This is a genomic window from Bacillus sp. BP-3, from assembly GCF_028401955.1.
Lineage (GTDB): Bacteria > Bacillota > Bacilli > Bacillales > Bacillaceae_G > Bacillus_A.
In genome coordinates, this window is sequence record NZ_JAQOTJ010000033.1 from 1 (window position 1) to 24,002 (window position 24,002).

Annotated in this window: 21 protein-coding genes and 1 pseudogene; all 22 read right to left on the reverse strand. The window is 35.5% G+C overall.

The features are described from left to right. Nucleotides 1-300 precede the first annotated feature (300 nt). Complete coding sequence (locus tag PLX19_RS24980; protein WP_272191625.1) at nucleotides 301-552, reverse strand: hypothetical protein; 252 nt, start codon at nucleotides 550-552, stop codon at nucleotides 301-303. 324 nt (nucleotides 553-876) lie between these two features. Continuing rightward, complete coding sequence (locus PLX19_RS24985; protein ID WP_272191627.1) at nucleotides 877-1,155, reverse strand: AbrB/MazE/SpoVT family DNA-binding domain-containing protein; 279 nt, start codon at nucleotides 1,153-1,155, stop codon at nucleotides 877-879. A gap of 178 nt (nucleotides 1,156-1,333) precedes the next feature. Beyond that, nucleotides 1,334-1,573 (reverse strand): DNA-binding protein, encoded by a 240-nt coding sequence (locus PLX19_RS24990; protein ID WP_272191629.1) that lies wholly within the window; start codon nucleotides 1,571-1,573, stop codon nucleotides 1,334-1,336. A 312-nt stretch (nucleotides 1,574-1,885) separates the two neighbouring features. Beyond that, nucleotides 1,886-2,083, reverse strand: coding sequence for a hypothetical protein (locus tag PLX19_RS24995; protein WP_272191631.1), 198 nt, complete (start codon nucleotides 2,081-2,083; stop codon nucleotides 1,886-1,888). 305 nt (nucleotides 2,084-2,388) lie between these two features. Beyond that, nucleotides 2,389-3,051, reverse strand: a complete 663-nt coding sequence (locus PLX19_RS25000; RefSeq protein ID WP_272191633.1) for a restriction endonuclease — start codon at nucleotides 3,049-3,051, stop codon at nucleotides 2,389-2,391. Further along, the gene (locus tag PLX19_RS25005; RefSeq protein WP_272191635.1) at nucleotides 3,044-4,048 is read right to left on the reverse strand and encodes a DUF3991 and toprim domain-containing protein; all 1,005 of its coding nucleotides are present in this window, start codon (nucleotides 4,046-4,048) and stop codon (nucleotides 3,044-3,046) included. The genes PLX19_RS25000 and PLX19_RS25005 overlap by 8 nt, the downstream gene beginning before the upstream one ends. A 79-nt stretch (nucleotides 4,049-4,127) precedes the next feature. Further along, the gene (locus PLX19_RS25010) at nucleotides 4,128-6,782 is read right to left on the reverse strand and encodes a type IA DNA topoisomerase (RefSeq protein WP_272191637.1); all 2,655 of its coding nucleotides are present in this window, start codon (nucleotides 6,780-6,782) and stop codon (nucleotides 4,128-4,130) included. Between the two features lie 187 nt (nucleotides 6,783-6,969). Beyond that, nucleotides 6,970-7,944: a hypothetical protein gene (locus tag PLX19_RS25015; protein ID WP_272191639.1), complete on the reverse strand. Its 975-nt coding sequence runs from the start codon at nucleotides 7,942-7,944 to the stop codon at nucleotides 6,970-6,972. An 83-nt stretch (nucleotides 7,945-8,027) separates the two neighbouring features. After that, on the reverse strand, nucleotides 8,028-10,400 hold the full coding sequence (locus PLX19_RS25020) for an LPD25 domain-containing protein (RefSeq protein WP_272191659.1): 2,373 nt from the start codon (nucleotides 10,398-10,400) through the stop codon (nucleotides 8,028-8,030). 61 nt (nucleotides 10,401-10,461) lie between these two features. Beyond that, entirely contained in the window at nucleotides 10,462-10,743 is a 282-nt protein-coding gene (locus PLX19_RS25025; RefSeq protein WP_272191641.1) for a hypothetical protein, read from the reverse strand. Between the two features lie 65 nt (nucleotides 10,744-10,808). Beyond that, nucleotides 10,809-11,276, reverse strand: coding sequence for a hypothetical protein (locus PLX19_RS25030; protein WP_272191643.1), 468 nt, complete (start codon nucleotides 11,274-11,276; stop codon nucleotides 10,809-10,811). After that, nucleotides 11,273-12,481 carry a MobP2 family relaxase gene (mobP2, locus tag PLX19_RS25035; protein WP_272191645.1) on the reverse strand — a complete coding sequence of 403 codons (1,209 nt, stop codon included), beginning with the start codon at nucleotides 12,479-12,481 and terminating at the stop codon, nucleotides 11,273-11,275. Before mobP2 ends, PLX19_RS25030 begins: the two co-directional genes overlap by 4 nt. Next, nucleotides 12,478-12,735, reverse strand: coding sequence for a hypothetical protein (locus PLX19_RS25040; protein WP_272191647.1), 258 nt, complete (start codon nucleotides 12,733-12,735; stop codon nucleotides 12,478-12,480). Before PLX19_RS25040 ends, mobP2 begins: the two co-directional genes overlap by 4 nt. Nucleotides 12,736-12,982: 247 nt before the next feature. Continuing rightward, nucleotides 12,983-13,852 carry a hypothetical protein gene (locus tag PLX19_RS25045; RefSeq protein ID WP_272191649.1) on the reverse strand — a complete coding sequence of 290 codons (870 nt, stop codon included), beginning with the start codon at nucleotides 13,850-13,852 and terminating at the stop codon, nucleotides 12,983-12,985. A 21-nt stretch (nucleotides 13,853-13,873) separates the two neighbouring features. Next, a complete protein-coding gene (locus PLX19_RS25050; protein WP_272191650.1) occupies nucleotides 13,874-14,473 on the reverse strand; it encodes a MerR family transcriptional regulator in 600 nt (199 codons plus the stop codon). An 18-nt stretch (nucleotides 14,474-14,491) separates the two neighbouring features. Next, nucleotides 14,492-15,499, reverse strand: coding sequence for a bifunctional lytic transglycosylase/C40 family peptidase (locus PLX19_RS25055; protein ID WP_442869100.1), 1,008 nt, complete (start codon nucleotides 15,497-15,499; stop codon nucleotides 14,492-14,494). Nucleotides 15,500-15,598: 99 nt separating this feature from the next. Continuing rightward, a complete protein-coding gene (locus PLX19_RS25060; protein ID WP_272191653.1) occupies nucleotides 15,599-17,536 on the reverse strand; it encodes a VirB4 family type IV secretion system protein in 1,938 nt (645 codons plus the stop codon). 9 nt (nucleotides 17,537-17,545) lie between these two features. After that, nucleotides 17,546-18,424, reverse strand: a complete 879-nt coding sequence (locus tag PLX19_RS25065; protein ID WP_272191655.1) for a hypothetical protein — start codon at nucleotides 18,422-18,424, stop codon at nucleotides 17,546-17,548. 13 nt (nucleotides 18,425-18,437) lie between these two features. Then, a complete protein-coding gene (locus PLX19_RS25070) occupies nucleotides 18,438-18,728 on the reverse strand; it encodes a DUF5592 family protein (protein ID WP_272191656.1) in 291 nt (96 codons plus the stop codon). Nucleotides 18,729-18,802: 74 nt separating this feature from the next. Then, nucleotides 18,803-21,673: a pLS20_p028 family conjugation system transmembrane protein gene (locus PLX19_RS25075; RefSeq protein ID WP_272191657.1), complete on the reverse strand. Its 2,871-nt coding sequence runs from the start codon at nucleotides 21,671-21,673 to the stop codon at nucleotides 18,803-18,805. Between the two features lie 17 nt (nucleotides 21,674-21,690). Continuing rightward, entirely contained in the window at nucleotides 21,691-21,891 is a 201-nt protein-coding gene (locus PLX19_RS25080) for a hypothetical protein (protein ID WP_272191658.1), read from the reverse strand. Further along, nucleotides 21,891-23,924: pseudogene (locus PLX19_RS25085) on the reverse strand (VirD4-like conjugal transfer protein, CD1115 family); the annotation flags it as partial. The pseudogene PLX19_RS25085 and the gene PLX19_RS25080, both read right to left, overlap by 1 nt. Nucleotides 23,925-24,002 lie beyond the last annotated feature (78 nt).

Sequence of the window (24,002 nt, forward strand, 5' to 3'; positions counted from 1 at the left end):
TTTATTTGTTGGGACTCCTTGTATAGAAAACATCATTTCTTGGTCTCGATCCCTATTATTTCGTTGTTGGTACATAAACTCATCACCTTTCTGACTATTTTATTTATAGTATATCATGTTAGCTGTAGTTATATATAATTCGACAAACAGAAAACTAATAATAGAAATAAAATATAAATGATGAACTATTTTTACATGTATCTCAGCTATTCTCCACGTACGCTTTTCTACTCTAATCGAAATTTGCTTAACAAAGGAAATTTCAGTTTCTACCTTCAAAAAAATGTCTTAGCGTGGGTTTTATGTCATTTGGTTGCGAGATTTCATTAATTGTCTAATTGGTACATTTTGTCTTATTCCCCCTTTTCGGGGAATGGGCAAAAACACCCTACTAGAAAATTCTCCTTGTTTTTTTAAGCGAAGAATAATTTGTCTGGCATTGGTTGGTGATACACCAAATTTTTCTATTAAAAATTTGCTAAATTCACTACCAAGTAAAGGACCATTAATTTTTAAAATATCAATGCAGGCATTTTTATACTTTGTAGACATTTTATCTCTCCTTTATTCAGTTAATTAAGGTGTAACACTACGCTTATTATATTTAAAAATACTTTTTAGAGCAAAAGTTTGAAATTCAATTAAAGCCTGATATAAAGGGATTTTTCTTGATATAACAACTGAAATGTATTGTAACGATAGACTAGCAAGGTGTCTGGCGACGATTCGTACATTGACTCGCCATATCTGTGAAAAATAGAGTTTATGTATCTTTTTTACTTTTTTGAAGTAGAAATTTTATTAATTATTGCGGTACATGAAATTATTATATTAGTGGTAAAAAAACGCTCCCTGTATGGGGAGCCTTTAATTTCTCTATTTAATTTGGTATTGTTGCAACTCTTTAACCAGGTACTCTGCACCTTCTGGACTTATTGTAATCTTTCCATTTGCTAATGACATATTACGTTCTGAAACCTCACCAGTTATCACACAAGCCCCACCAGCTTGATACTTCTGTAAAACAATTTTTTCTCCATCTACAAAGATTTCTAATGGTGATTTTTCTTTAATACCGAGCGTATCCCTCAGTTCTTTTGGGATAACTATACGCCCCAATTCATCTACTTTTCTAGTGATTCCCGTTGACTTCATTCAGCCTCTTTCCTCTTTTCATTATCTTATTTACCCTATGTTTTTCTTTTTATTGTAACAAGCTTTCTCCAAATATAAAAAGCATTATGATCCAAAACCAGACAATCATACTGAGTGTATATTTGAATCCTCCCCACAATGAAATAGTTTCTTCTTTCATTCTTAACATCCTTTCTTCTTATTCTTTTGGTTCTCCAAACCATTCATACATTGCTTGACGACTAATAATCCATTCCTTACGCTTTCCTTTAGGATGCAAAAAGTACTTAACTAGGCCTTCTTGTAACATGCGCTCTAAATCCTTTACTTGCTTCTCATTCATTACAGATGGGCTATATTTATTCTTCAATGTTTCACGAGGAATCCTCCAATAAAAAGATGCTTCAGTTGGTGTCATGTATTTTTCAATTTCTTTCATGAGAATTCTCCTTTGTTTGTGCTTTTCCTTTTATGTTACAATAAATAAAGAAGGAAATGGACTAGATTTCCTTCTCGATCACTCATTATACATAGCCCTTTGTCTGCTGATAAGCAAATGAAGGGTTTTTATTTTTCCTGTTTATTTCGACTATCTATAACAGCAAGACGGATCAACTTTAGTTTAATATCCTTGCTAAAAGAAAGCCATTCAGATGTACCGATTTTCATAACTTATTCCTCCCTATTCCCTTATGTTTTTATAGATCATACACAACTCTCAATATAAATTAATCCTTAAAACACCCGTATTTTACATTAATTTAACGACTAGCGAATCCTTATCATATTCATGAATGTGTAAATCATAATTCATTCCTGTTGCATTTAATATTTTGCAGAACATCTGGTAGTAAGTAGGATTACTTACATCCATACCAATTTCTCGATTGCTAAACAGATACTGTAAGTCATCAATGATTTCTTTCACTGTATTATCCAATATCTTCACCCCTTATTTTTATAAAACAACCTTATAAGACTATTTTATATCAAACCACATAACCTTACAAGGTTATTTTTAGAATTTATTTTTTTTATCATTAAAATAATTGAAGTAAACTAAAAATCCATAATCGCCCTCTATAATCCTCTATGACAACTTTTAACTAATTTAAGACTTATAGTATAGGAATAGTGCATTTCGTTCGTTATAGGAGAATTTGAAAGCTCAATTTTCTATAGAAATAAAATTTTCGAGATTAAAATGGAAATACCTTACTAAAAGAGAAAAAAGAGCCGAAAATGATATTTAGCTCAGCTATTTATTGGCTCTGTATGATGACAAGTTGGAAATTGCGAACATCCAAAAAATTTATTACCACTTTTCTTAGAGTGCCTAACAACTAATTCATTTTTGCAAAGCGGACATTTCCGTTCTGCAGGATTGACTTGGTGATAAATATTTTCAGCTTTTTGTTCTGGGTTCACTCTATTAATCAAATTTTGAAGTTCAAATCGATCAATGAGTTTAACCTGACAAGCTTTAGCCAATTCTTCAGCTTGCTTCGTATACAAACTGTTGGTCACAATCCATGCTTCATCTGCTTTGTAGTATGCTTTTCCTGCATACACTTCCTGCACCGCCTTAATTCCAACTCGATTTTTTATTCCATATCGTTTCGCTTGAATGACTATACGATTTTTCCCTTTCAGTACGACATCCACACCATAATCACACGACCGTTTTGTGACCTCTGGACGATATCCTAGTTCACGAAAAAGAGCTTTTAAATATACTTCAAATTGGAATCCATCCATCTTGTCTATATACCGAATCCCTGACTTTGCCATTCTCTTCAGCATACGAATTTCACGTATCTTTCTATAACTCCATTTCAAAATATGAAAGGTAATATAAAGACCCATCCCATACAAAAAAAGCTGTAATGCACCTGGCATTGGTAATGCGTTAGACACTGCGTTCCATCTCCTTTTTTTGTATTGGCACTGTTTGTTTCTTTTCTTGTTTTTGCGGTTGTATATGTGCCTGTTGTTGTATTTCGCTTAATTTTATGGTGGTTTTCAAAACATCATTCCAATCTTTTTCTTGTGGAAGATGCATTTGTACTCGAGGTGTGATTGTCAAAGTTCCCATTTTCTCCGTGAATTCTTTCCCTGCCTTATCATTATCTACTGCCAGAACAATTCGATTCACGGAAAGTCCTTCATCTTTTGCCTCTTTAAACGAGCGTAAAACCGTTTTTATTTTGAGACCATTCATGCTCACCAGACGTGCATTTTGAAGCCTATTTTGTTGTAAAGACCAATACGAAAGGAGATCAATCGGGCTCTCAAAATAATAAATGGATGTTGGTTTTCCAACATCCACTGTATATCCCGCATGCGGTTTTCCGTTCGGCAAAATTTGTTTAAAAGAACCTCGCCTATTCTCCATTTTGACCGTTCCTTGTCGCTCTGCTCCTACAATTTTTCCTGTTCCACCATTTTCTCGCCATTTAAATACGACATTCTTCTTTTTATCTTGTGCAATGAGATCCTGTTGAATCAACCAATTCACCAAACGAGAATCAATTTTTCGTTCTCCAATTAAATATTGTTTAATCGCCTGTTTATCTTGAACTTCTAAATGGACTGGATAACGAAACGGCTCATTTAGTTTCGGTTCCTCTTCCTGGGATGGTGCAAAGGTTGGATGATTTCCTTGATTCACATCACGAACTGCTTCTTGAAAAGACATTCCATAGTAAATTCTAGCGAAGCTAATCGCTCCATACCCTTTCTCTCCTCGACTATTCCAAGCATACATATTGTCTCGAATAATTAAGCTGTCATGATCTGTATGTCGATAATAATTCCCTTCTTTTCGAAACGTTTCCCCTTTAGACTCTAAATATGACAACAAATCCACATCTTTTGCTTTCATGACTTCCTCCTCTGCCAGTCGATATGTCATGTTGGCACCTCCCCTTGTGGCGAATGCTTAAAAGGATAAAAAAAAAGAACTGTTTATATCAGCTCTCTATCCCTGCATTCTATTTTCCAAACAAAAATTTTAATCGTTTCTCTTGTGTACTGTACGACAAACGAGCATCAAACTTCTTACCTGATTGTTTAGATTCAAACCCTTTGATTTGATCTGTCATGTTTTTTTCTAATAATTTAACTACATTATTGGCACTAATTTTTTTTCCAGACACAACTCCTGGAATGATGAATTCACAAGTCTTTTTATACTGTTCACATAAATAATGCGACTTTCCTACAATGACCCGGCTCTTACAAAGTGGACACTTTCCTAAAGTACGATCTTCTACTGTTGGAAAACGGAATTTTAGTCCATCTTGATCCAAATAAAGTGCGGCCGTAAATTCACCCTTTTCTCCTTTAAACCCTTGTATAAAGTTTGAACATTGTCCCTTTAATATCTTCTTCATTTGAGAAGGAGGGATAGCTTTTTCTTTAATTTTTGCCGGCAACATGAATTTGCAGCCATTTTGATGTTCTGTACATCCAAGAAATGTTTTTCGATGAAGAATATCTCCTTTCTTACACGAAGGGCACTTGCCTAGAGACAATTCCTCTTTCGTTGGAAACTGGAATTGTATTTTACCTTCTCGGAAGACTAAATATGCTGAAAACTCTTTTTCACCTGATTTAAAACCCTTTAGAAGATCCGTTTTCTTACTTTCAAATAACTTTTTAATTTGCGCTTCAGGAATCGCTTTTTCTTTAATTTTCTTTGGCATACGGATCTCACACTCTGGATAATTACTACAACCATAGAAATTTCCTTTATGAAGAATTTTTCCTTTTCTACATAGGCAACTACATACTTCAATTTGTTGGCTCCAATTCAAAATCATTTCATCTGCTACTTTTTCTTCCGTTTCTCCAAGCTTTGCAACTGTCTCTTTTACAAAAGTATTCGTATTTTCCACAAATTCATTGTATGGCATCTCTTTCTTTTCAATCATATGAATCATCCCTTCCATTTCAGCCGTATAGGCCGGATTTTTAATTTCATTGATTGGAAATCTTTCTACAAATGCACGACCAATTTTTGTGATACGAATTTGACCATTCGTAACCGTGATGTAGTTTCTTGATGCAAGTTTTGGAATAAAGGCTTCTTCTGTTGCGACTGTTCCAATACGTTTCCCTTTCATTAACTCTTTTAAATGGTCATCATCTAATTTACGACCTGCGGTCTCCATAAACGTTAAAATCGAACTTTCTGTGTGAAATGCGGGTTTCTTTGTTTTGGACTGTATTAAATCATGTTTTACAATTTGAAAAGTGTCTCCCTCATATAAAAAAGGGATTTGAAAGCTTTCCACAGAACCTTCTTCCATGTCCTCATGAAATACGCTTAAAAACCCCTTTTCTTGAAGCACCTTTTCTTTTGTGCTATATACATTTTCCTCTTGATCCATAAATTCTGCTTCACGCACCAAATAAACAGCGGGTGGCATAAAATTTCCAATAAATCGTTTTACAATCAAGTCATATAATTGAATTTCTAATGGTTTTCTATTGGTCCCGTCATATGGTTTTGTTGTCGGGATGATGGCAAAGTGACTATCTACAAGCTCATCATTGAATGTGGCATGTTTTTCTGTAATAGTGCTTGTATCAACGTGTTGAACTAACTCTGCATAGTTCGTAGATTGCAAAGCTTGAAATACTTCCTGTACTCGATTAACCTTTTCTGTTGGTAAATGCCTGGACGAAGAACGAGGATATGAGATAAATCCTTCCTCATACAAACTTTGTATATGCTTTTTAGCTGTTTCTGCGTTTACTCTTAACTTAGCATGAGCATCTTTATATAAATCTGTTAGGTTATATAACAATTTTGGTTTCTTTTTTCTGGTACTCTCTTTAAATTCCGTAACCCTTAACGCTGTACCAACTAATTTCTCGCCAAGCCTTAGTAAAGGAGATGGATCTAATAACTGATCCTCTGTCTTCATAACAGCCTCTAATCTATTTTCCGTGATAAGTTTTAGATTATAATAGGTTTGTTCCTTATAGCTTTCTATTTCTTGCTCACGTTTCCAAATCTCATGTAACAGACACATTTGTACACGTCCTGTTGCAAGTAAAAATTGATTTTTAGCTAGTTTCGTTGTACATCCTCTCGTTACATTAATTCCAAGGAGATAGTCCAGGTATTGTCTTGCTTTTGCGGAATTTGCAAGACCATCATAGTTTTCTCCCGGCTCTAATCGATTTAATCCAGCTTCTAATTCTGCAGGTTCATACGAAGCAAGCCAAAGACGAGATTGTTGTTTATTTACACCCGCATACTCATAAATTTCACGGTAAATCAGCTCACCTTCACGGTCTCCATCACAGCAGTTAACCACATGATCTACATCATGACGTTGTAATAGTTCTACTAATGTATTAATTTGTTCTATATAATCAGGTTTCTCCTTGTATTCCGGCTCTACTAAAATCGGTAAATGTTCAAACTTAAATTCTTTATATTTTTCATCGATTTCCTCTGGATGCTTTAATTCCAATAAATGACCGGAACACCAACTAATAATGTATTGTTGATTTTCGAAATAGCCAAAATAGTGCTTACTCCCCATATGTTTTTCCATATTTCGAAAACGAGGTGATTTTAATAATTCGTATGCGACTTTCGGTTTTTCTGCAATAAATAATGTTTTTCCCATTACTTTTCCCTCCTCATTCTTAATCGTTTTACAGCGCATTGCCCAATCCATATACAAATATTTAATGTGACGGCCACAAGTAACATACAAGCGGCAAATAACCAGGGATTCATGATCTCTTTTCTCCTTTCTCTTTTAGCAAACAAGAAGAGCACTGTCTAACAGCACTCTTCCCGCAATGTATCTATTACGAACGTTCCAATCCTGTTTCTTTTGGTTGCTCTTTTTTCCTTACATTTTTAAATTGGTGAAAAAGTTGTGAAAACTTATTTTGACTTTTTGGCTCGCTTCCCTGTTTAGATTCTTTCTGATTTTTTTTATCGTAATCTTGTTTTTCTTGATCTAGAGCCTTTTCGATACTTGTTAGCTTTTCTCGTTGAGAATCTGTCAAATTTAATCCTTTCAATTCCTGAAGAGATTCTTTCTTTAAGCGATACACTTCGGGATAAGAATGTGTTTTTTCGAATTCTTTCATTTCTTTCACACGTTCTTCTCGACTTTTTACATACCTTTCTTCCTGTCCTTTGCTTTCATTCTGTTTATCCTTTGTTGACACTTGATTATTTGTGTCTGATTCCTTTTCGTTACCAATACCTAACATCATCATTAATTCTGCTTTATATTGCTCTTTATAACGATCCTCCTGCTTAGAGGGAGAAATGTCATCTAAGATTTGTTCTTTATATGTTTGTTTGTAATCCTCTTTTGTTTGTTCTTTTTTTACTTCTTGTATGAATTGATTTGAATTATGATTATTTATCTCTTGTTGTTTTGGAACTTTATCTTGATTTTCTGAAGATTGCTCTAACTGATTATTGTTATTTGGTCTTTTTTCTTGTTCTTTTATGATAGTAGATAATGGTTGTGTCCCTTTTAACCTAAGAGAGGACTTTGACCAATTTTCACCATCTATTTCCGTTTCGTATATCTTCACAAGCCCATTTTTATGATGAATATCAATTGTTACATCTCCTTGCCCCCAATTCATTGAACTTGTAACGGATGGAAGCTCAATACGTGTTAAACCTGGTTCAACTCCTCGTTCAACTTTACTCATGTTATTTTCAGGAAACCTCTCTTTTAATTTCCCTGTCGCCTTTAGCGCATATTCATAAAGTGCTTGCTTTACATTTTCCTTTTCTAATTGATCTTGAATTTTCATTTTCCATTCCTCCTTAATATAAAAAATCACTCACCTTTTTAAGGAATAAGTGATGATGTTTTTGTGATTTATTTATGATGAATTTATCTCTCAAATTCCATTTCCTGTTTCTTTTTCTTTGTAGCATTCTGCTTTTGTGGAGAATCTAAAAGTGGTTCGAACTGTTTTCCCATATCAACTGTTCTAGAAGTAGCATGATTTGTTGTTGTAATTCCTTCTCCACTCAACTTTTCCCGCACTCGATTTTCTAATTTTGTAACAGAATCTTGTGTAATCAACTCATTTTCGATGGATACAGTCTTTGTTGCGAAATAACGCTCTTCTGCTTTAACACGAGTAATAATGCTGTCAATATCACCAACTGTTTCATGATATTGAGCACGCTTAAAATCCTCATATTTTTCACTTAATTCCTTTTCCATTGAAGAAGTGACATGTTTATCTGTATATGAGAGTGGGGAGTTATGTTGTGGTTCAACTGATGCAATTGGTGCATACCCTTCTTGCCGCATTTCTTGATATATTTCTCTTTCTTTTTCACTTGTAAATGGATCTAATTGTTGTTTGTCTCGTTCTATCCATTTCCCATATCGCTCATCTTTCACCAACTCATCTAAATCAATACGAGCATTTGTATCATGAATTAAAAACGATGTATTTCCTTTATTTTCAAAAATAGAATCTTGTACTTTTTGATACAAATCATGCTTTAAAATATTATCAAGATAAACATTTTCTAATTGTCCTGTTTTATTAGTTAGAGAAACATACAAATCATCTTGATTGGATGGATCTCCATTCCAAACAGACAGCATATGCATATCTTTTGTTACACCATCCATCATGTGTATTCTTCCTACTTCTTCATCCTTCGCATTTGGCAATATTTCAATCGTTACCAAATGCGATTTTTCATTTGGCATTTTTTCAAAAACTTTTTCCTGTTGTTGTTCTACTGATTTATCATTCTTTTGTTCTTGTTCAGTTCTATAGCTTATGACTTCATTCGCTAATGCTTGCTTCACTTCATCCGATAAGAAGCGTTTCTCCTCTAAAATTTGTTGATAAGGTGACTTATAAATGCCATCCCCTAAATCAAGACGATCTGGATTGATTACTTCCATACGTTGAAAATAGGAATCTACTTCTTTTGGAAGCACTACAACATAACGAGTTTTTTCGTAGGGTATATATTCACCTTTTAACTCCGCTTCCTCTTTTGCTACCTCAATACCACGAATATAGTCTTTCATTTGTTCATTCGCTTCACCAAACGGGATAAACTGATTACTTCTAAATTTATTACTCTCAGACCAATTTATAATCATCGTTGGGCGAGTAATTTCATTTTGGTTTACTGCTACAAATTTTTGCTTATTCACTTCATTAAAAGCACCTATAAATTCTTTATCAGTTAATTTCTCTGCATTCTCAACATTGTTAAATACATTCTCTCTACCCATTTTTTCTCTCAGGATTCCAACAGAGATCATTTCGTTACTTATAGAACTTAATGCACCATATTCAATTAAAAGAATGTTTTTTTCTTCTTTATTTGTATCCATACCATCCATCCTTTTCTCAAATATTTTTTCATCTTCCAATGTGTTTTCAATGATCTCAATAAACTCTACAGACGTTTCATGTACTTCTTTTAACAACTTTGTTTTCTCTTTTAATTCTTTTCCTTTTGTCCAACTTGCCAAATATCCTAATGAATAGCCACTGGTATCTAGCCCAAAATGAGAAGACACCACGTATGCCGTCATTTCCGCCTGAAATTCCTTTTCTGCATGGCCATAGCTCATATGTGTTTCAGTTGTATGAAGTTTTGCGTGCGCTAATTCATGAAGAAGTGTTTTAACATTCTGTAACTCGCTGTTCCGTGGATTCAAGGCTACTTCTTTTGTAAATGTATAACTAACACCTTTTGCAACACCTAGTTCCTCTTTGGGTTCTACAATTTTAATGCCGTTCTTTTCAGCAATAGCTTCCATACCTTTATATAGAGAAGCATATTCTGGCACTTCTCCTTCTAACCAACGATTCGGAAAGATTTTCGGTAAGTCTTGGGTTGTAGCATTGGTTTGACTTATATCAAATACATGACCTATGTTGAAATATAAGCGTCCGGGTGTTACTTCTGCTTTTCCTTCATCAATTTTCTTTTTCTCATCTTCAGTTGCTTTAGCAATTGTCTTCCAATTTCCATCTTCCATTTTAAATTTAGGAACTGTTCGATTAGGAACAAGAATTTGAATTCCTTTCTCTCCTTTTCGAACACTAAATCCTTTTTCTTTCCAAAAAGAAAAGGAACCAACTGCTGTGGCTCCTTGAAACTGACTTTGTACTAACGCTACATTCGATGGCGAATACCGATAAAACTTTGCCATAAATGATAAATATTCTTTTAAGTCTTCTGTTGAATGGAAATGCTGATCGATACGTTGTTGCATCTTTTTCGTCAGTGCTTCTACCTTTTGTTTTTTCTCTTCAAATGATACTGGGGAACGTTTTTTACTCACTGATCTCCGCTCCCTTTGATGCAACTTCAATTAATTCATCCATCGTTTCCTCATTCCATGTTTCTAAGTCTGTTAGAACACATATTTTATGATTTTTCATGTTAATGGGAATCAATAAATCATTTTGCGGAAGCTCAATATAATTGAATAATTCTTGTTCTTCCACCTCTGTTAATTGGATTATGACTTCCCGATTTCCAACTTGAAAAGTCACTTCTCTTTCTCCAATAGATTTAATGATTCCAAGTTCAATATCTTCATGAAATAATAGCATATTCATTGCTCCTCTTATTTTAAGTTTTAAATACTTTCGTACTCATACAAATATATTTTTCTCTTTTAGATATTCACCTCCTCTATGGGCATGAAGGTCTCTTGTTGCCCCCTGGAAGCTTGATAATCTACTTTCTTTTGTCTTTTATGTGCAATCCTATCCTCTACTACTTCTCTTACATGTTTCATGGCATCTGACTCAATTAAATCAGTTGTGTAAACACCTTTATACTTTTCATGCTCATAAATACTATTCATAAATTCGAGTAACATTTGCGTATTTTTATCTGCACTATTGGTACCCAGACGGATTTTTGTCAGTTCTTCTTTTAATGACTGATGAAGATGTTTTGTAACCACTTCTGTAATATATTGAAGTGACCATTCTTGTTGTTTAGCCTCCTTATGCTCTTTACAGATACGAGCAATTGCGTCACCGTTATAACTATTTCGAATTTTATGTTCTTCCATATAAGCTGTAATATATTGATCCGTTTCTTCATCAATGGAAAACACCCTTCTAATTTTACTCACCGTTCATATCCCCTCTCATTTTGGTATTGTATTTCCTTCTGAAGACGTTCATAATAACGTTGGTTTTTCCAACTTTCATACTCACTTTTGAGTGCGCCTTCCATCTTTCTAAGTGCATATTGCATGGAAACATTTTGTTGAAAATTTTTTCTCTCCATGGTCTTCCGTTCCAACATTTTATCAATGCGTTGTCGCTCTTTATCGTATTCTTTCATTTCTTGCAAGAATGCATTACCCATCCGTTTATGAAGCTCTTCAATTTTGTTTTCTTTGTAATTCTCGTATCGCTTTTTATCACCTGTACCTTCACCATATGCTCTTTTCAGAACATCAACTTCTTTATCTAACTTTTCGAGAAACTGTATATAATCTTCTTTATGATTTTTTTCAATGTACTTTTGAGTTAAATCATCAAGATAAGGACGTAACGGGCGCAATGTATTGTAGCTGTATTGCCATTGCCTTTTGTCATCTGGTAAACGCTTATAAATAAACTTGAACAATGGTTTTAGTTCCCTATTGCGCCAAGTTAAAGTGGAATCTTCCTTCTTTTTTGAGACCATATTTTTCCGAATCAAATCGTTAATTTGTTTTTGTTCCTGGCCACGATCCAACAGATTTTGTACAACTTTCCCTTTCATCGCATCAAGCGTTTTTTGTTTACGTTTCCCTCGGTCTCTTGTTGGAAATGGTTCAACAGTTGCGACATGAATGTGAATATTATCTGTATTGTAATGAATGGCTCCTGACCAAACTGCCGTGTGTTCTAACTTCTCTCGTTTCAACATTTCTGCCATTGCCAATCGAGTTACATCAATCAACTTTGTTTCATCAACTGTGCGTGTCTTTGCATCATACACTCCCTGTTCAGCTAACCAATGATTATCAAATGTAATTACATCTTGCCACATGATACTTCCATTTTTTTGACCAAGTTGGAACAGTTGTTTGAGCTCCTTCTTCTCATTTTCCTTTAAACGGTTACTATGCTCCGTAAAGAGTGAAGATGTTTTCTCCGTATCTCCCATATAGTCTTGATACAGAGAGAACATTTTTGCATGTGCCCCATGTTCTTTTTTAGCATCTTCTCGATCTATATATTCTACATAATCTTGAAATGTCTCCCTGCCTGGTGTGACAAAACGAGAGACTGTAACAACCCCCGGTGTCACGGTTGCTTGTGAGGAATTGATTGTGTGATTCATTCATTATCATCCTGTGTCATCATGTGTAAAAAAGCGTTCATTTTCTCCATAGCTTGAAAACAATCTTCCATTGCACAGATATTTTTTTCAATCAACTGTTGAAGATACAATTCACGATTTTGTTGTTCACGATAGAATGCTAAAGTTTCGAGTTGACCCTTTAAAAACTTATCTCGTGATAACCCTTTTGCCTTTGCAATTTCATCAATTCGTTTTACGGCAACTGGATTCATATTTCGAATTCTTACCTCCATTTTCGTTTCCTCCTCCAAATTCAGGTTCTCCACTACAAAGAGAGAGAAGAGCATAAGGGGTTTTTGTTCCCACCGAAGGTGTGAAGCTAGGCAAAGCCTAGCGAAACCGTGGGAACAAGAAAACATCCCAAGTGTTGAGGTGCGGTTGACTTAAAATCACGTGATGTTGATGTCCTGTTCACCCTAATGTTGAGGTGCGGTTGACCCAAAAAACCATGATGTTGAGATGCGGTTGACCTAACTTTTATCACAAACGCTCCGCATCCTTCGCTTTCTCATCCAATTTTTCAATCTTATCTTTGATTTGTTGTTGCTCCCATTTATAAAGTTCAGCCTTTTCTTTCGATTGATTAATGTTAGTTTCTTTCATACTAACTTTTGAATTAGTTTCCATCTTTTCCGTTTCAGTTTGATACTTTGATTCATTTTTCCATTCTTCTATCTGTTTCTGCCATTGCGATTGTTTTTCTATTTCTTGTTTTATCATTGCATCATATTGTTTTACTTTTTCTTTTAATGATTGTTGCTCAATTCCAATAAATACTTTTACATAGAAACCTCTCCCTTTTTGAGAAATCCCTTTACTTAATTCCGTTTTCTTTTGATCTGAAAAAAGAGATTTTAAAAACATTTTTGAATCGTCTTCATTAGAGGAAGTCTTTTGTTCATTACTCGTTTTCTTTGTATCTAGTGTTATATCTCGATTTGTTTTTTCTGATATATCCAGTGCTAAAGCTTGCCATTTTGAAGAAACTTCTTTCACTTGTACCACAAAGTCTCCTCCATCTTGATACACAACTTTCACAGGTAATTGAAGATTAGGATTTGCTTTTTCTTGTGCTTGAAATTCATATTCTTCACCATCTCCACCTTCTACATGAAGAAACATTTCTACTGTATGTGATGCTGGATCATACGTCCTTTCTTCTATTGTTACGATACGATTTCCAAATAAAGCGACAGGTTTTTTTAACTCTGTATGGTACACATGATCTTCATATGGTAAATACAATTTCGAAGTAAAAAAGCCGAAAAAACCAAAGAGCATAATCCCTACTAGTACTCCATACCTCCATGATTTTTTCCGCCTTAAATTGATTTTACTTGTGATTTCCATTTACTCTACACCTCACTTTTTTTATGAAGGAATGACTTGAACCGCTAATTCTTGTACGTTATTTACTTGCCAATTCTCTTGATTTTTTTGTAACGTTACTTTCATTATGTTTTTTGTTTTATCGTTTTTCCCCTGTGCTCCAATGGTAACTGTATTTTGAAATTCTATAATGACTTCTACCTGAGAAGATCCAATCACATAAGATTGCAAATACAACTTTATTTCAGATGGTTTAGATACATAAGTGTCTTCCATTTCAAATGTATCTGTTGGATAAAAAAGCTTAAAAACTTCTTCATTCATTAACTTTTTAGCTTGTGTTCTTCGCTCCTCATACCCTTGTTTTTCTCTATGAAATGATAGCTGAATAAAATTTTCTACCGCTGAAAGATACGCTTGTCGTTGTTGTTCTTGTTCCGAAGGAAGCGTTTGTTTCACCTTTTTTTGAAGCTCTTCATTTTTAATTTGTAACGCTTCGTTTTGAACTTTTAATTGCTTTATATTGCCCGTTTCATTATTACGGGCATATAAAAAGATGTTAAAAAAAGTAACGCCTGCAATGACAGTTGCAAGCGTTATGAATATCTTCTTTCTATTATCTTTATTTTTTTCTTCAGTCATTTTTCTCCCTCCTATTATTTAAAACCTTCTTACATGACCTTTAAAAACATCTCGCCAATATGGATTTGATAAATCTTCAATAGAAACCCCCTTGTTCGTTTGACAACCAATAAAAGAATTTTGATCAATTACAATCCCAACGTGGCCATCACGCTTATACGTATCAAAAAAAATAACATCTCCCGCTCTCATCTCCATTGGTGAAATTTGAACACCAATTCGCTTTAATGTTTCTGTACTAACACTGCTTATCTCACCTACATTCATTCCCGTTTGTTCAAATGCCCATCGTACAAAACTAGAGCAATCAAAGATGCCCATTGCTATCTCACTTTGGGTACGACCACCACCAAATACATATGTAGAACGGCCAATCCATTGTCGCCCCACATCGGCTACTTGTGATCCAGAGGAACCTCCGCCACCATTTACAATTGAGCCTGGTGTATAATATTTCAACACAGCATCAACGTAAAGTGGATCTCCATAGCAGGCTTGATACGGAATCATTTCTGGCCTAACACAACGATACATACCTGTATCTTTTACTTTTTTATATTGTTCTGCTGAAAATTGAATTGCTAACTCTTTTGTATATCTCCCGCCATGCGCCGCAATAAAATCAAAAAATCCTGGGCCGTAGTTATAAGCTTGAAGGGCTGTTCTAATATGATCCATATCACTCGGACCTGTTACACCAGCTCGTTCAATAGCATGCTTAAACTCCTGTACACCTGCCCAAATGCTATAATCGGGATCAGTTATACAATTGGGTTTTTTACAGTACTTTGTATTAAATGCTCCCTCAGAGCTTTGCATTGGGTCGAGCCCCCGTCCGCCGCTCTCCTGCATCATTTGACAAAGCATTAATGGCACAAACGCCTCAACTCCAAACTCCTGAGCATACTTACGAATGGTTGGTTCCCATTTCATCACTTCGGCTGATACTCTTGCTGTTCCTATTCCTCCTTGTGGATAGGAAATGTCCCCTTTTTTATTACTTTCCATGCCACCAATAAGCAACATAGTAGCCCCTATAATAATGGTTCCGAAGAGGAAGAGTAGCATTAAAATTAAGAGGATGATCCACTTTTTAGGAATGACTTTTAGTACAAGATGCATGAATTATGCGCCTCCTCCAAACAAAGCTAACTCTTCTTCTGTAACATCTACTTTAAATAACAAATTTTTCACTGCACTGATACATAGTAAAACTTCACCCGTTGGTAAAAATGGAATATCATTTAACTCACTGTTACTGAGTTGCCCCGCAAACACCCGTTTTAACATATCTAAGTTATTGCTATCTTGTTGCATAATAAATTTATATTGAGTTAACTCAAACAGTTTTTTAATTTCCTCTACAGACGATGCATTGGAGTCTTCTGGAACGAAATCACGAATAGAATGACTTGCAAATACAATTCCCGCAAAATATTTTCTTGCCTCACGACTAAATTTTATTGTAAATTGTACTGCATGTTGACTCCGTTCATTTGTATTAATCAAATGGTGTGCCTCATCCATAATAATGAGATAACGTATTACATCTTCAAATTGAATCTGTTTCTTATCAAACGCTTTCCATTGTGGATATCCATTCTCTAACATTTCATCCCACATTAAATTCATAACATTGAAAATCTGTGCTTGATAAATTTCCGGCTTTAAGCTCATTAGGTGGCGCAAAGAAAAAAAGACGATTTGCTCTTTTGAGAAATCGTCTATCGTTGAAACACCATTGAATAAGTGTCCAAAGTTATCTACTAAATTAATTAAATTCAATTCAATTAGCTCTAACCGTTTTTTACGAGTATCACTCACATTCGAATGGTGTATTCCTGCTTCTATATCTTCATATAATTCTAAACGTACAAGATGTAGGTAATCAGAAAAAATTGGGTACATGTTTGCTGGTAAGCTTGTAATATTATTTTCTGCGCCGCGCTCATCGTTCCATAGTTTCTTCCCGACATACATTTTACGAAGTAAATTCTCGTATTCTTTAATTTCATCATCCTTCGCTTCAGGTGCAATAAATCGATAAAAAATACTGAGTTTAGATAGATGTTGGGTAAAAGATCCTTCTTCTGTTTTAGCCGTTCGATACACTTGGAGTGGATTGATTTGCCCCTGTGATCCGTCTAATGCAATTTGTTTTCCACTATACTCCTGTACAATGTCTTCAAACTCACCTGTAATATCAAATCCCCTAATCTTATAGCCTTTCATTGCATTATCAGTCATAATCTTTTTTAATAAAGTAGACTTACCAGCTCCCATTTTACCAATCACAACAGCGTTGTAGCTTTTACGCTGATTATCTTTATGAAACAAATCAAAAATGACACTACCTTTTGTCTTGGTTGTGCCATAGTAAATGCCATACGGATCATTTAAATAAGTAAAATGAAATGGAAATCCACCTGCAAGTGAAAGTGAAGGAATTTCTTTTCCATTCCGCTTATTGATATATCCTTTTTGCATATCAAAGCTTGTTGTAAGAGAAGCCCATTCATGTTCCTGTTCATTTAGAAAAATTGCTCCTCTAAAATTATAAGATTCTAAAGTTTCCATTACTTCTTTTGCTTGTTTTTCAAGCTCTTCCATTGTTCGTGCGGAAATATAGATACGAAAGTGAACCCGTTTAAGTACTTCTCCTTTAGAAACTTGCTGATACAGCTCTTCTAACTCACTAAACTGTTGTGCCGCTTCAATCCGATCAACATTTTCTTTTGCATTCGCATGACGGACACTTTGCTCCGCCATTGATTTATTAATAGAATCAATGACTATCTTTCGACTATCGCTCACAATATCAAGGGCTGTAATTACATTTGGCATATTCATGATTGGATCTAACCAAAAATCATTTACAGTAGTTTGATAGCCATATACATGAATACAAGTCGATAATCCATCTCCATTTTGAACATATACCTCTGAAAATTTGATTCCCCCTTGTGGTTGAATTTTAGCAACTAGATGAGGATTAACTCTCTTCTTTTCATGTTTCTCTTCCTTTGGTTTTCTCTTCAAAAATGTTAGTACACTCACACTCATCACCTCTTCTTATTTTTTTGCACCAATTTTTGAATTTTGGTTATGCAATTTATATAAGATTTCTATTTTTTTCTCTTCCTCTATTGTTATCAGGGGCAGACATCGTTGCAAAAAACGTTTTGACATTTCAACTCGTTCTTTCACTTCTAATTCACTCTCTCCATATACAAATAGAAAATACTCTCGATTTGTGCGCCCCCATTCCAAGTACTGAAGCTCCTTCAATTTTTGAATTAGAAAACGTTCATATAGTGGATTTTTACATGTTTCTATCTTTTTCATTAGAAAACGTTGTTGTGGTTCTGTAGAAACTGGGAAATTCATTGATATAACCTTAATCGATTCTGAAAATGACTGATAATAATGTCCCAATTGATAAATCGAAAGTAGAGCTTCTTCCTCATTCATTGAATAAATGTCTGTTCCTTGTATTTGTAAAATATCCATAAACCCTTGATTTTCTCGAAACTCAAATATACCTGTTTCTGTAACATCAATAATTGGAATGATCTCTGCAATGCTTTTTTTCACATGAGGTGGTTTTTCATTCTTTTTTGCTTTTTGCTTTTTTATTTTTCTCTCTTTATGTTTCTCCCCTCGTCTTCCCGATTCTTCGTCAATCCTCGCTATTGATTGTTCTTCATTTTTCTTTTGATTCCCAAGAAATTGCATCATATTTCTTTTCACTTTTTTTTCTGGAATTTCTTCCTCTTTAAAAGGAGAAACAGCGGGCTTTGTTTCTTTCTTCTCCTTAAATCCTTTAATTTTAACCACTTCGCCTTTCTTTTTCTCTTGCTGTACGGTCTGTTTAAGTGGTTTCAGAGAAGGTTCCACTTCGCTCTTCTTTTTAACTTGATTATTCATTTCTTTTTCATTAAAAACTGCCATTTGACTCCCTCCTTCAATCTTGTTCCTGGTCAATAGCACAATACGTAGATCGCTTCCGTGTCATCGCAATAATCAACGCTTCGTACATTCTTTTCTGTGGGTTTGAATTGGGACGAACGATTAATGCAATTCCAATTACCAACATAAAGATGTAATAGGGAATTTGGAGCATGGGATGAATTAACGTTTTTGTAATCATGGTAAAAACAATCAGCCCAATTAAAAACAGTAAGTCAAAAAGATATAACACCTTGTTAATCTTCAATTCAGTTCGTATTTCCTTCGGAATGCGATAGTTTGCCATTTCTATTTCCTCCTAACTTTCATTTTTAGACCGAAAAAAATAAGCACTTTTTATATGCTTATTACCCTTTTTTCTTATTCTTTGTTTTCACGTTTCTTGCGCCAACTTTCCCCTGTATTTTTCCCAAGTTCGTAAGAACGTTTTGTTTGTTGTACTATTTTAGAACTGTTCCATTTATTTGTTATTTGTTCTTTTGCATATTGACCAAGTGTACGATTTTCTCTTTGTGGTGCCGGAATATCACTTGTAGAAGATGGAGCCGAATCTACCGAAGCGGATGGATTTTGATAAGTAGTGCTTCCTCCACTATTAAACGTTTGTGTTACACTTGGTGAACTCGTTACTTCTGGTGTCCTCGGTGCACTGGATGAGCTTGGCATGCTTGCTATTCCTGTTGTTCTTGCTTCACTTGCTATGCTTGATGGAATCGGTGCACTGGATGAGCTTGGCGTACTTGCTATTCCCGTTGTGCCTGGTTCACTTGCTATGCTTGATGGAATCGGTGCACTGGATGAGCTTGGCGTACTTGCTATTCCTGTTGTTCTTGCTTCACTTGCTATGCTTGATGGAATCGGTGCACTGGATGAGCTTGGCGTACTTGCTATTCCCGTTGTGCCTGGTTCACTTGCTATGCTTGATGGAATCGGTGCACTGGATGAGCTTGGCGTACTTGCTATTCCTGTTGTTCTTGCTTCACTTGCTATGCTTGATGGAATCGGTGCACTGGATGAGCTTGGCGTACTTGCTATTCCTGTTGTTCTTGGTTCGCTTGCTATGCTTGATGAAATCGGTGCACTGGATGAGCTTGGCGTACTTGCTATTCCTGTTGTGCCTGGTTCGCTTGCTATGCTTGATGGAATCGGTGCACTGGATGAGCTTGGCGTACTTGCTATTCCTGTTGTGCCTGGTTCACTTGCTATGCTTGATGGAATCGGTGCACTGGATGAGCTTGGCGTACTTGTTATTCCTGTTGTTCTTGCTTCACCTGTTACGCTTGATGGACTTGGTGCACTGGATGAGCTTGGCGTACTTGTTACTCCTACTCCTGTCGCTCTTGCTTCGCTTGATGATCCTGGTACACCTGTTACTCCTACTCCTGTCGCCCTTGCTTCACTCGGTATGCCTGATGCATCTGATGTACTTGCCACTTCTGCTCCTGCTTGGCTCGTTATGTCTGATATTCCTGATGTACTTGTTATTCCTGTTGTTCTTGCTTCACTCGGTATACCTGATGTTCCTGACGTACTTGTTGCTCCTACTGTTCCTGCTTGACTCGACATACCTGATGTTCCTGATGTACTCGTTATCCCCGTTGTTCCTGCTTGACTGGCTATACCGGATGTTCCTGATGTACTTGTTACTCCCGCTGTTCCTGGTTTTTCAACCGTTCCTGCTTTACTTGTCGCTCCTAATGCGCTTTGCATCCCCTGTGCTCCTGCTCCTTTATTAAATCCAGATGCTTTCATTTCATCATGCAAAGACAATGCACCATTTCCTGCCTCACCTTGAGACGCTTGATTCCCCCCTACATTTGAACCTGATTGTTCCATTTCATTTTGTAAAGAAGAATTACCAGTTCCATTTGCTCCTTCTTGTGCCTCGCCATCGGCACCGCCTTTTCCTTGTTCTAAACCTTGCCTATTACCTTGTTGATCTATGCCTTGTTTTTCATCTTTTTGCTCAGATCCATTTATCTCCCCTGCACTTCGATATCCATTTCCGATTCCTGCAACACTTGCACCTGCTAATAATCCCCCTTTACCTGCTCCTTTTAACATATTTCCTGCTTTTTTAGCTACACCGCTTGTTGCTCTACTTAATCCCTTCCCAAGTGCGTATCCTCCTGCAAGAACGCTCCATCCATTTTTAAGTCCTGCATCAATGCCAAAAATGCGTTCACAAATAACAGGGCCATCTATAACCGCAAGACTCAAGCAAATGAGAGCAAGTACATAGGCAACACCACTTAGCTTATCATGAATGAAATTCATGCCCATGAGGTATAGCTTCAACGAAATGAAGATCATAATCATAATAAGAAAGGTATTTAAAATATTAAGAAGAATATGCTTCGTTTTTTGTCCATTTGCAATGTCTGCCGGAGCAACTAAATTGGCTAAAATATAGTTAAATGCTAACTCAAAGCATAGTTTCCCAAGCTTAATGGCTGTAAATAACAATGTCATGCCAATTACAAGTAAAGATGCGGCAATATTCCAAAATTTCCAATGCCACCGATAATACTTATCTGGCCAAAAATCAAACCATCCATTTTTCAAATCTACAAGCTTTTCTGTTCCATCTGGTGCAATGGTTAATTTCTTTTCTAAGACTTTTTGTCCTTTCTCAGTTAACTTTTTATCCTTACTAACTGTAAAATCCTTATCCATTTTCTCTACAATATCGATTCGTCTAATATTTTCTTGCGTAATCTTATTCGAGTCTTTTAATGTTGTTGTTTTCCATCCTTCTATATCAAACTGTGCTACGTCTGTAATTCCATCTTTGATAATTTTTTCGCTTGTTGAACCGCTTCCTTTCAAGTCCACTGCTTTAATTGCTTGATCTGTAAATTTATCTGCTTGCATCATCGCTGCACTAAGTAATACAATAATCCCCATGCTAATAAAAATGTTAACCGCAATTTGTTCTCTATTTGTTTTTCGATTAAATATAAGGGTGTATCCAATATAGACAAATGAGAAAGCAAATAAAATATACAAAATCGGTTGAAAATCTTTTACAAAGTTTTGGACTCCTTCAGAAGCAAACAACGTTTTTACCAAAAGGATTTGATCTGTAATTCCTTCTAACGCATCTACCAGGTATGATAACCCCAAAATAATCATCCAACCAATAGAACGTAGAATATAGTTTATAAATCCCCCAATTTCTAAATAATCATCAAACATCTTCAGTATTTCTAAGATTTTTTCATCATTCATGGTTTCACCTTCCCTTATTAAGATCCAAATACATCTTGTATCGTCATGTTAAAATGCTCATCAACTTCATCCACTCGAATTATAATCGGTGCCTCATCCGCTTCTCCTGGCTGTAACACGAGAACTCCATTTGTAAGACCTATCACCACTTCTCGTCCCGCCATTACTTGGCTTCCATAGACTTTTAAAATTTGTTCTAAGGGATTAGTTACCTGCATCACACTTCCTCCTTCACACCTTCTTTTTCTAGTAAATCATCCATTATCTCGCCATACTTTCCATTAATTAAGTGGTAAATGTTCTTATCAATTTGATTAGTAGCAACTAATATTTTCAAATCATCTATAAAAACATCCATTGTACTTGCTTGGATGTCGACTAATGATTTATTCCATTGTTTGATGCATTGTTTTTCGATAATGTTCCAAATCGAATGGTGTTTTTCAAAAAATTCTTCCGCTGTTTTTTGTTTCCAATTATCTAAAGTCAATGGTTCAAATAAACTAGATGTCATTTCAGGTTTTGATGTATAGGCTTCTTCAGGAATATCAATCTCTTCTTCAATGTCCATATAGTGAGGTTCTTCTACTTCTTCTAAAGAAACAGGAACCGGCTCTGTTTCAAATGTTTCAGTTGTTTGCACAAGTTGCTTAGATTCCTCTAATTGGTGAGATGGCTCTTCTTCCTGCTTTGGAAAGAAGTCGATAATAAGATCCTTAGGATTAACAAACTCATGCAAAGAACGAATATCAATGTCTAAAATAGATTGGTCAGTATCAAAGTCATCCCCTAAGTATTCCCAACGATATTTCATGACCGTTTTTCCTCGATTTAGAATTGGAAAAGGCTCTATTTTTTCAAATTTATTATCACGACGCTTCATGAAACGTATAACAGCACTTTCCCCTTCTTGGAATCTCATTAACTCAGTAGTTGTTAATAATGGTCTAGCATCGATTCCTTCCGTTTTACTCTTATCAGTAGATAACCCTTTCCCACTTCGAGATAACGAGTGAATCGTTTGATTCCCTAGCTTTTCGGATATTTCTTTAGCTGTTTCTTTATTCCCTGATTGAATATAAATTTGGTTTCCACAATTATCTTGAATTGTTGTACATGCGTCCCCATATTTCATTTTTAACTGAGGAATAGCTTGCACAATGAGATTAAAGCGAATATTTCTCCCTAAACATACTGTGACAATATTCCCCATATCATCAATCGGAGGCATATTTCCAAACTCATCAAGAAGGAAGACTACTTCTCTATGACACTTCCCACCACGAGCTAGCCCCGCATATTTAGCCAGAACAAAATATAACTGTCTAACAAAAATAGAAGCAATAACATGATTACTAGAGTCATAATCTGGAACAATCATAAAGATTGCTATAGGTTTTTCAAAAATGACAATCTGATCAATTTGTAAGCCATCTTGTTTCTCGATAACCTTATATGTCGTTTCGCCTGTATCTTTGTGGATATTTTCTATTTCCACGATCATTTTTTTCTTCGTGTTACTTTCTATGATGTGAATACGCTGACCCATTTTCACGTTTTGTTTGAAGTTTAGTTCAAAACGTCCCGCTGTATCTGTTTTTAAACTTTCCTTAGATCCATCTGGGAAAATAATTTGTACTCGAACCCTCGGTGTTCCTTTTCCATAAATCGTTTTACCAAACCCCACCCGTTTTAAATCAATACTATTTCGAGATGTCATTTTTGCAATCCCTTCAAACGTGAAGATGGATAACTTACTCATTGCTGTACTAAAAATACTCCCTCGTGTGTTTCCACCTTTCGCAAAGTTAGAAGTCGCATATTGCATTTTCGCTACACTATCAGCCGGAAGCATTTCAAAGTATAAGTCTAATGCATTTTGTGTATTCCCTTCTTCATCGATTACAATCTCTTTCGATCCAAGTTCAGACAACATATTGGCAACAGTGAACATGGAGATTTTATCTTCTGTTTTTTCTGTTATACAGTTGTCAGTGATAGCTAGAATCATCGCATTACATAAACTCATCGCACTGTTGTTCCAAAACGGATCTTTTACGTTTGGATTGTAATAAAGAGAGTAAGATAATGTGTTACAAAGCGTTTGTGCTGTCTCCATATCCCCTTGTTTATACGCATCTTTGATAAGCTGAAGAGGGTTATAGCTCATTGATTCTAATGGATTAATTAAGTTCAACACTTCAATATGGTATCCACGTTCTTCTAACGTTTTCTTAGACGCTGCAAGGAGCTATTGTGATAGGTAAGGGTTTGATATTATCTCCGCCTTTTCCCCCACATCACACCGTACGTGATGGTTTCCCATCAT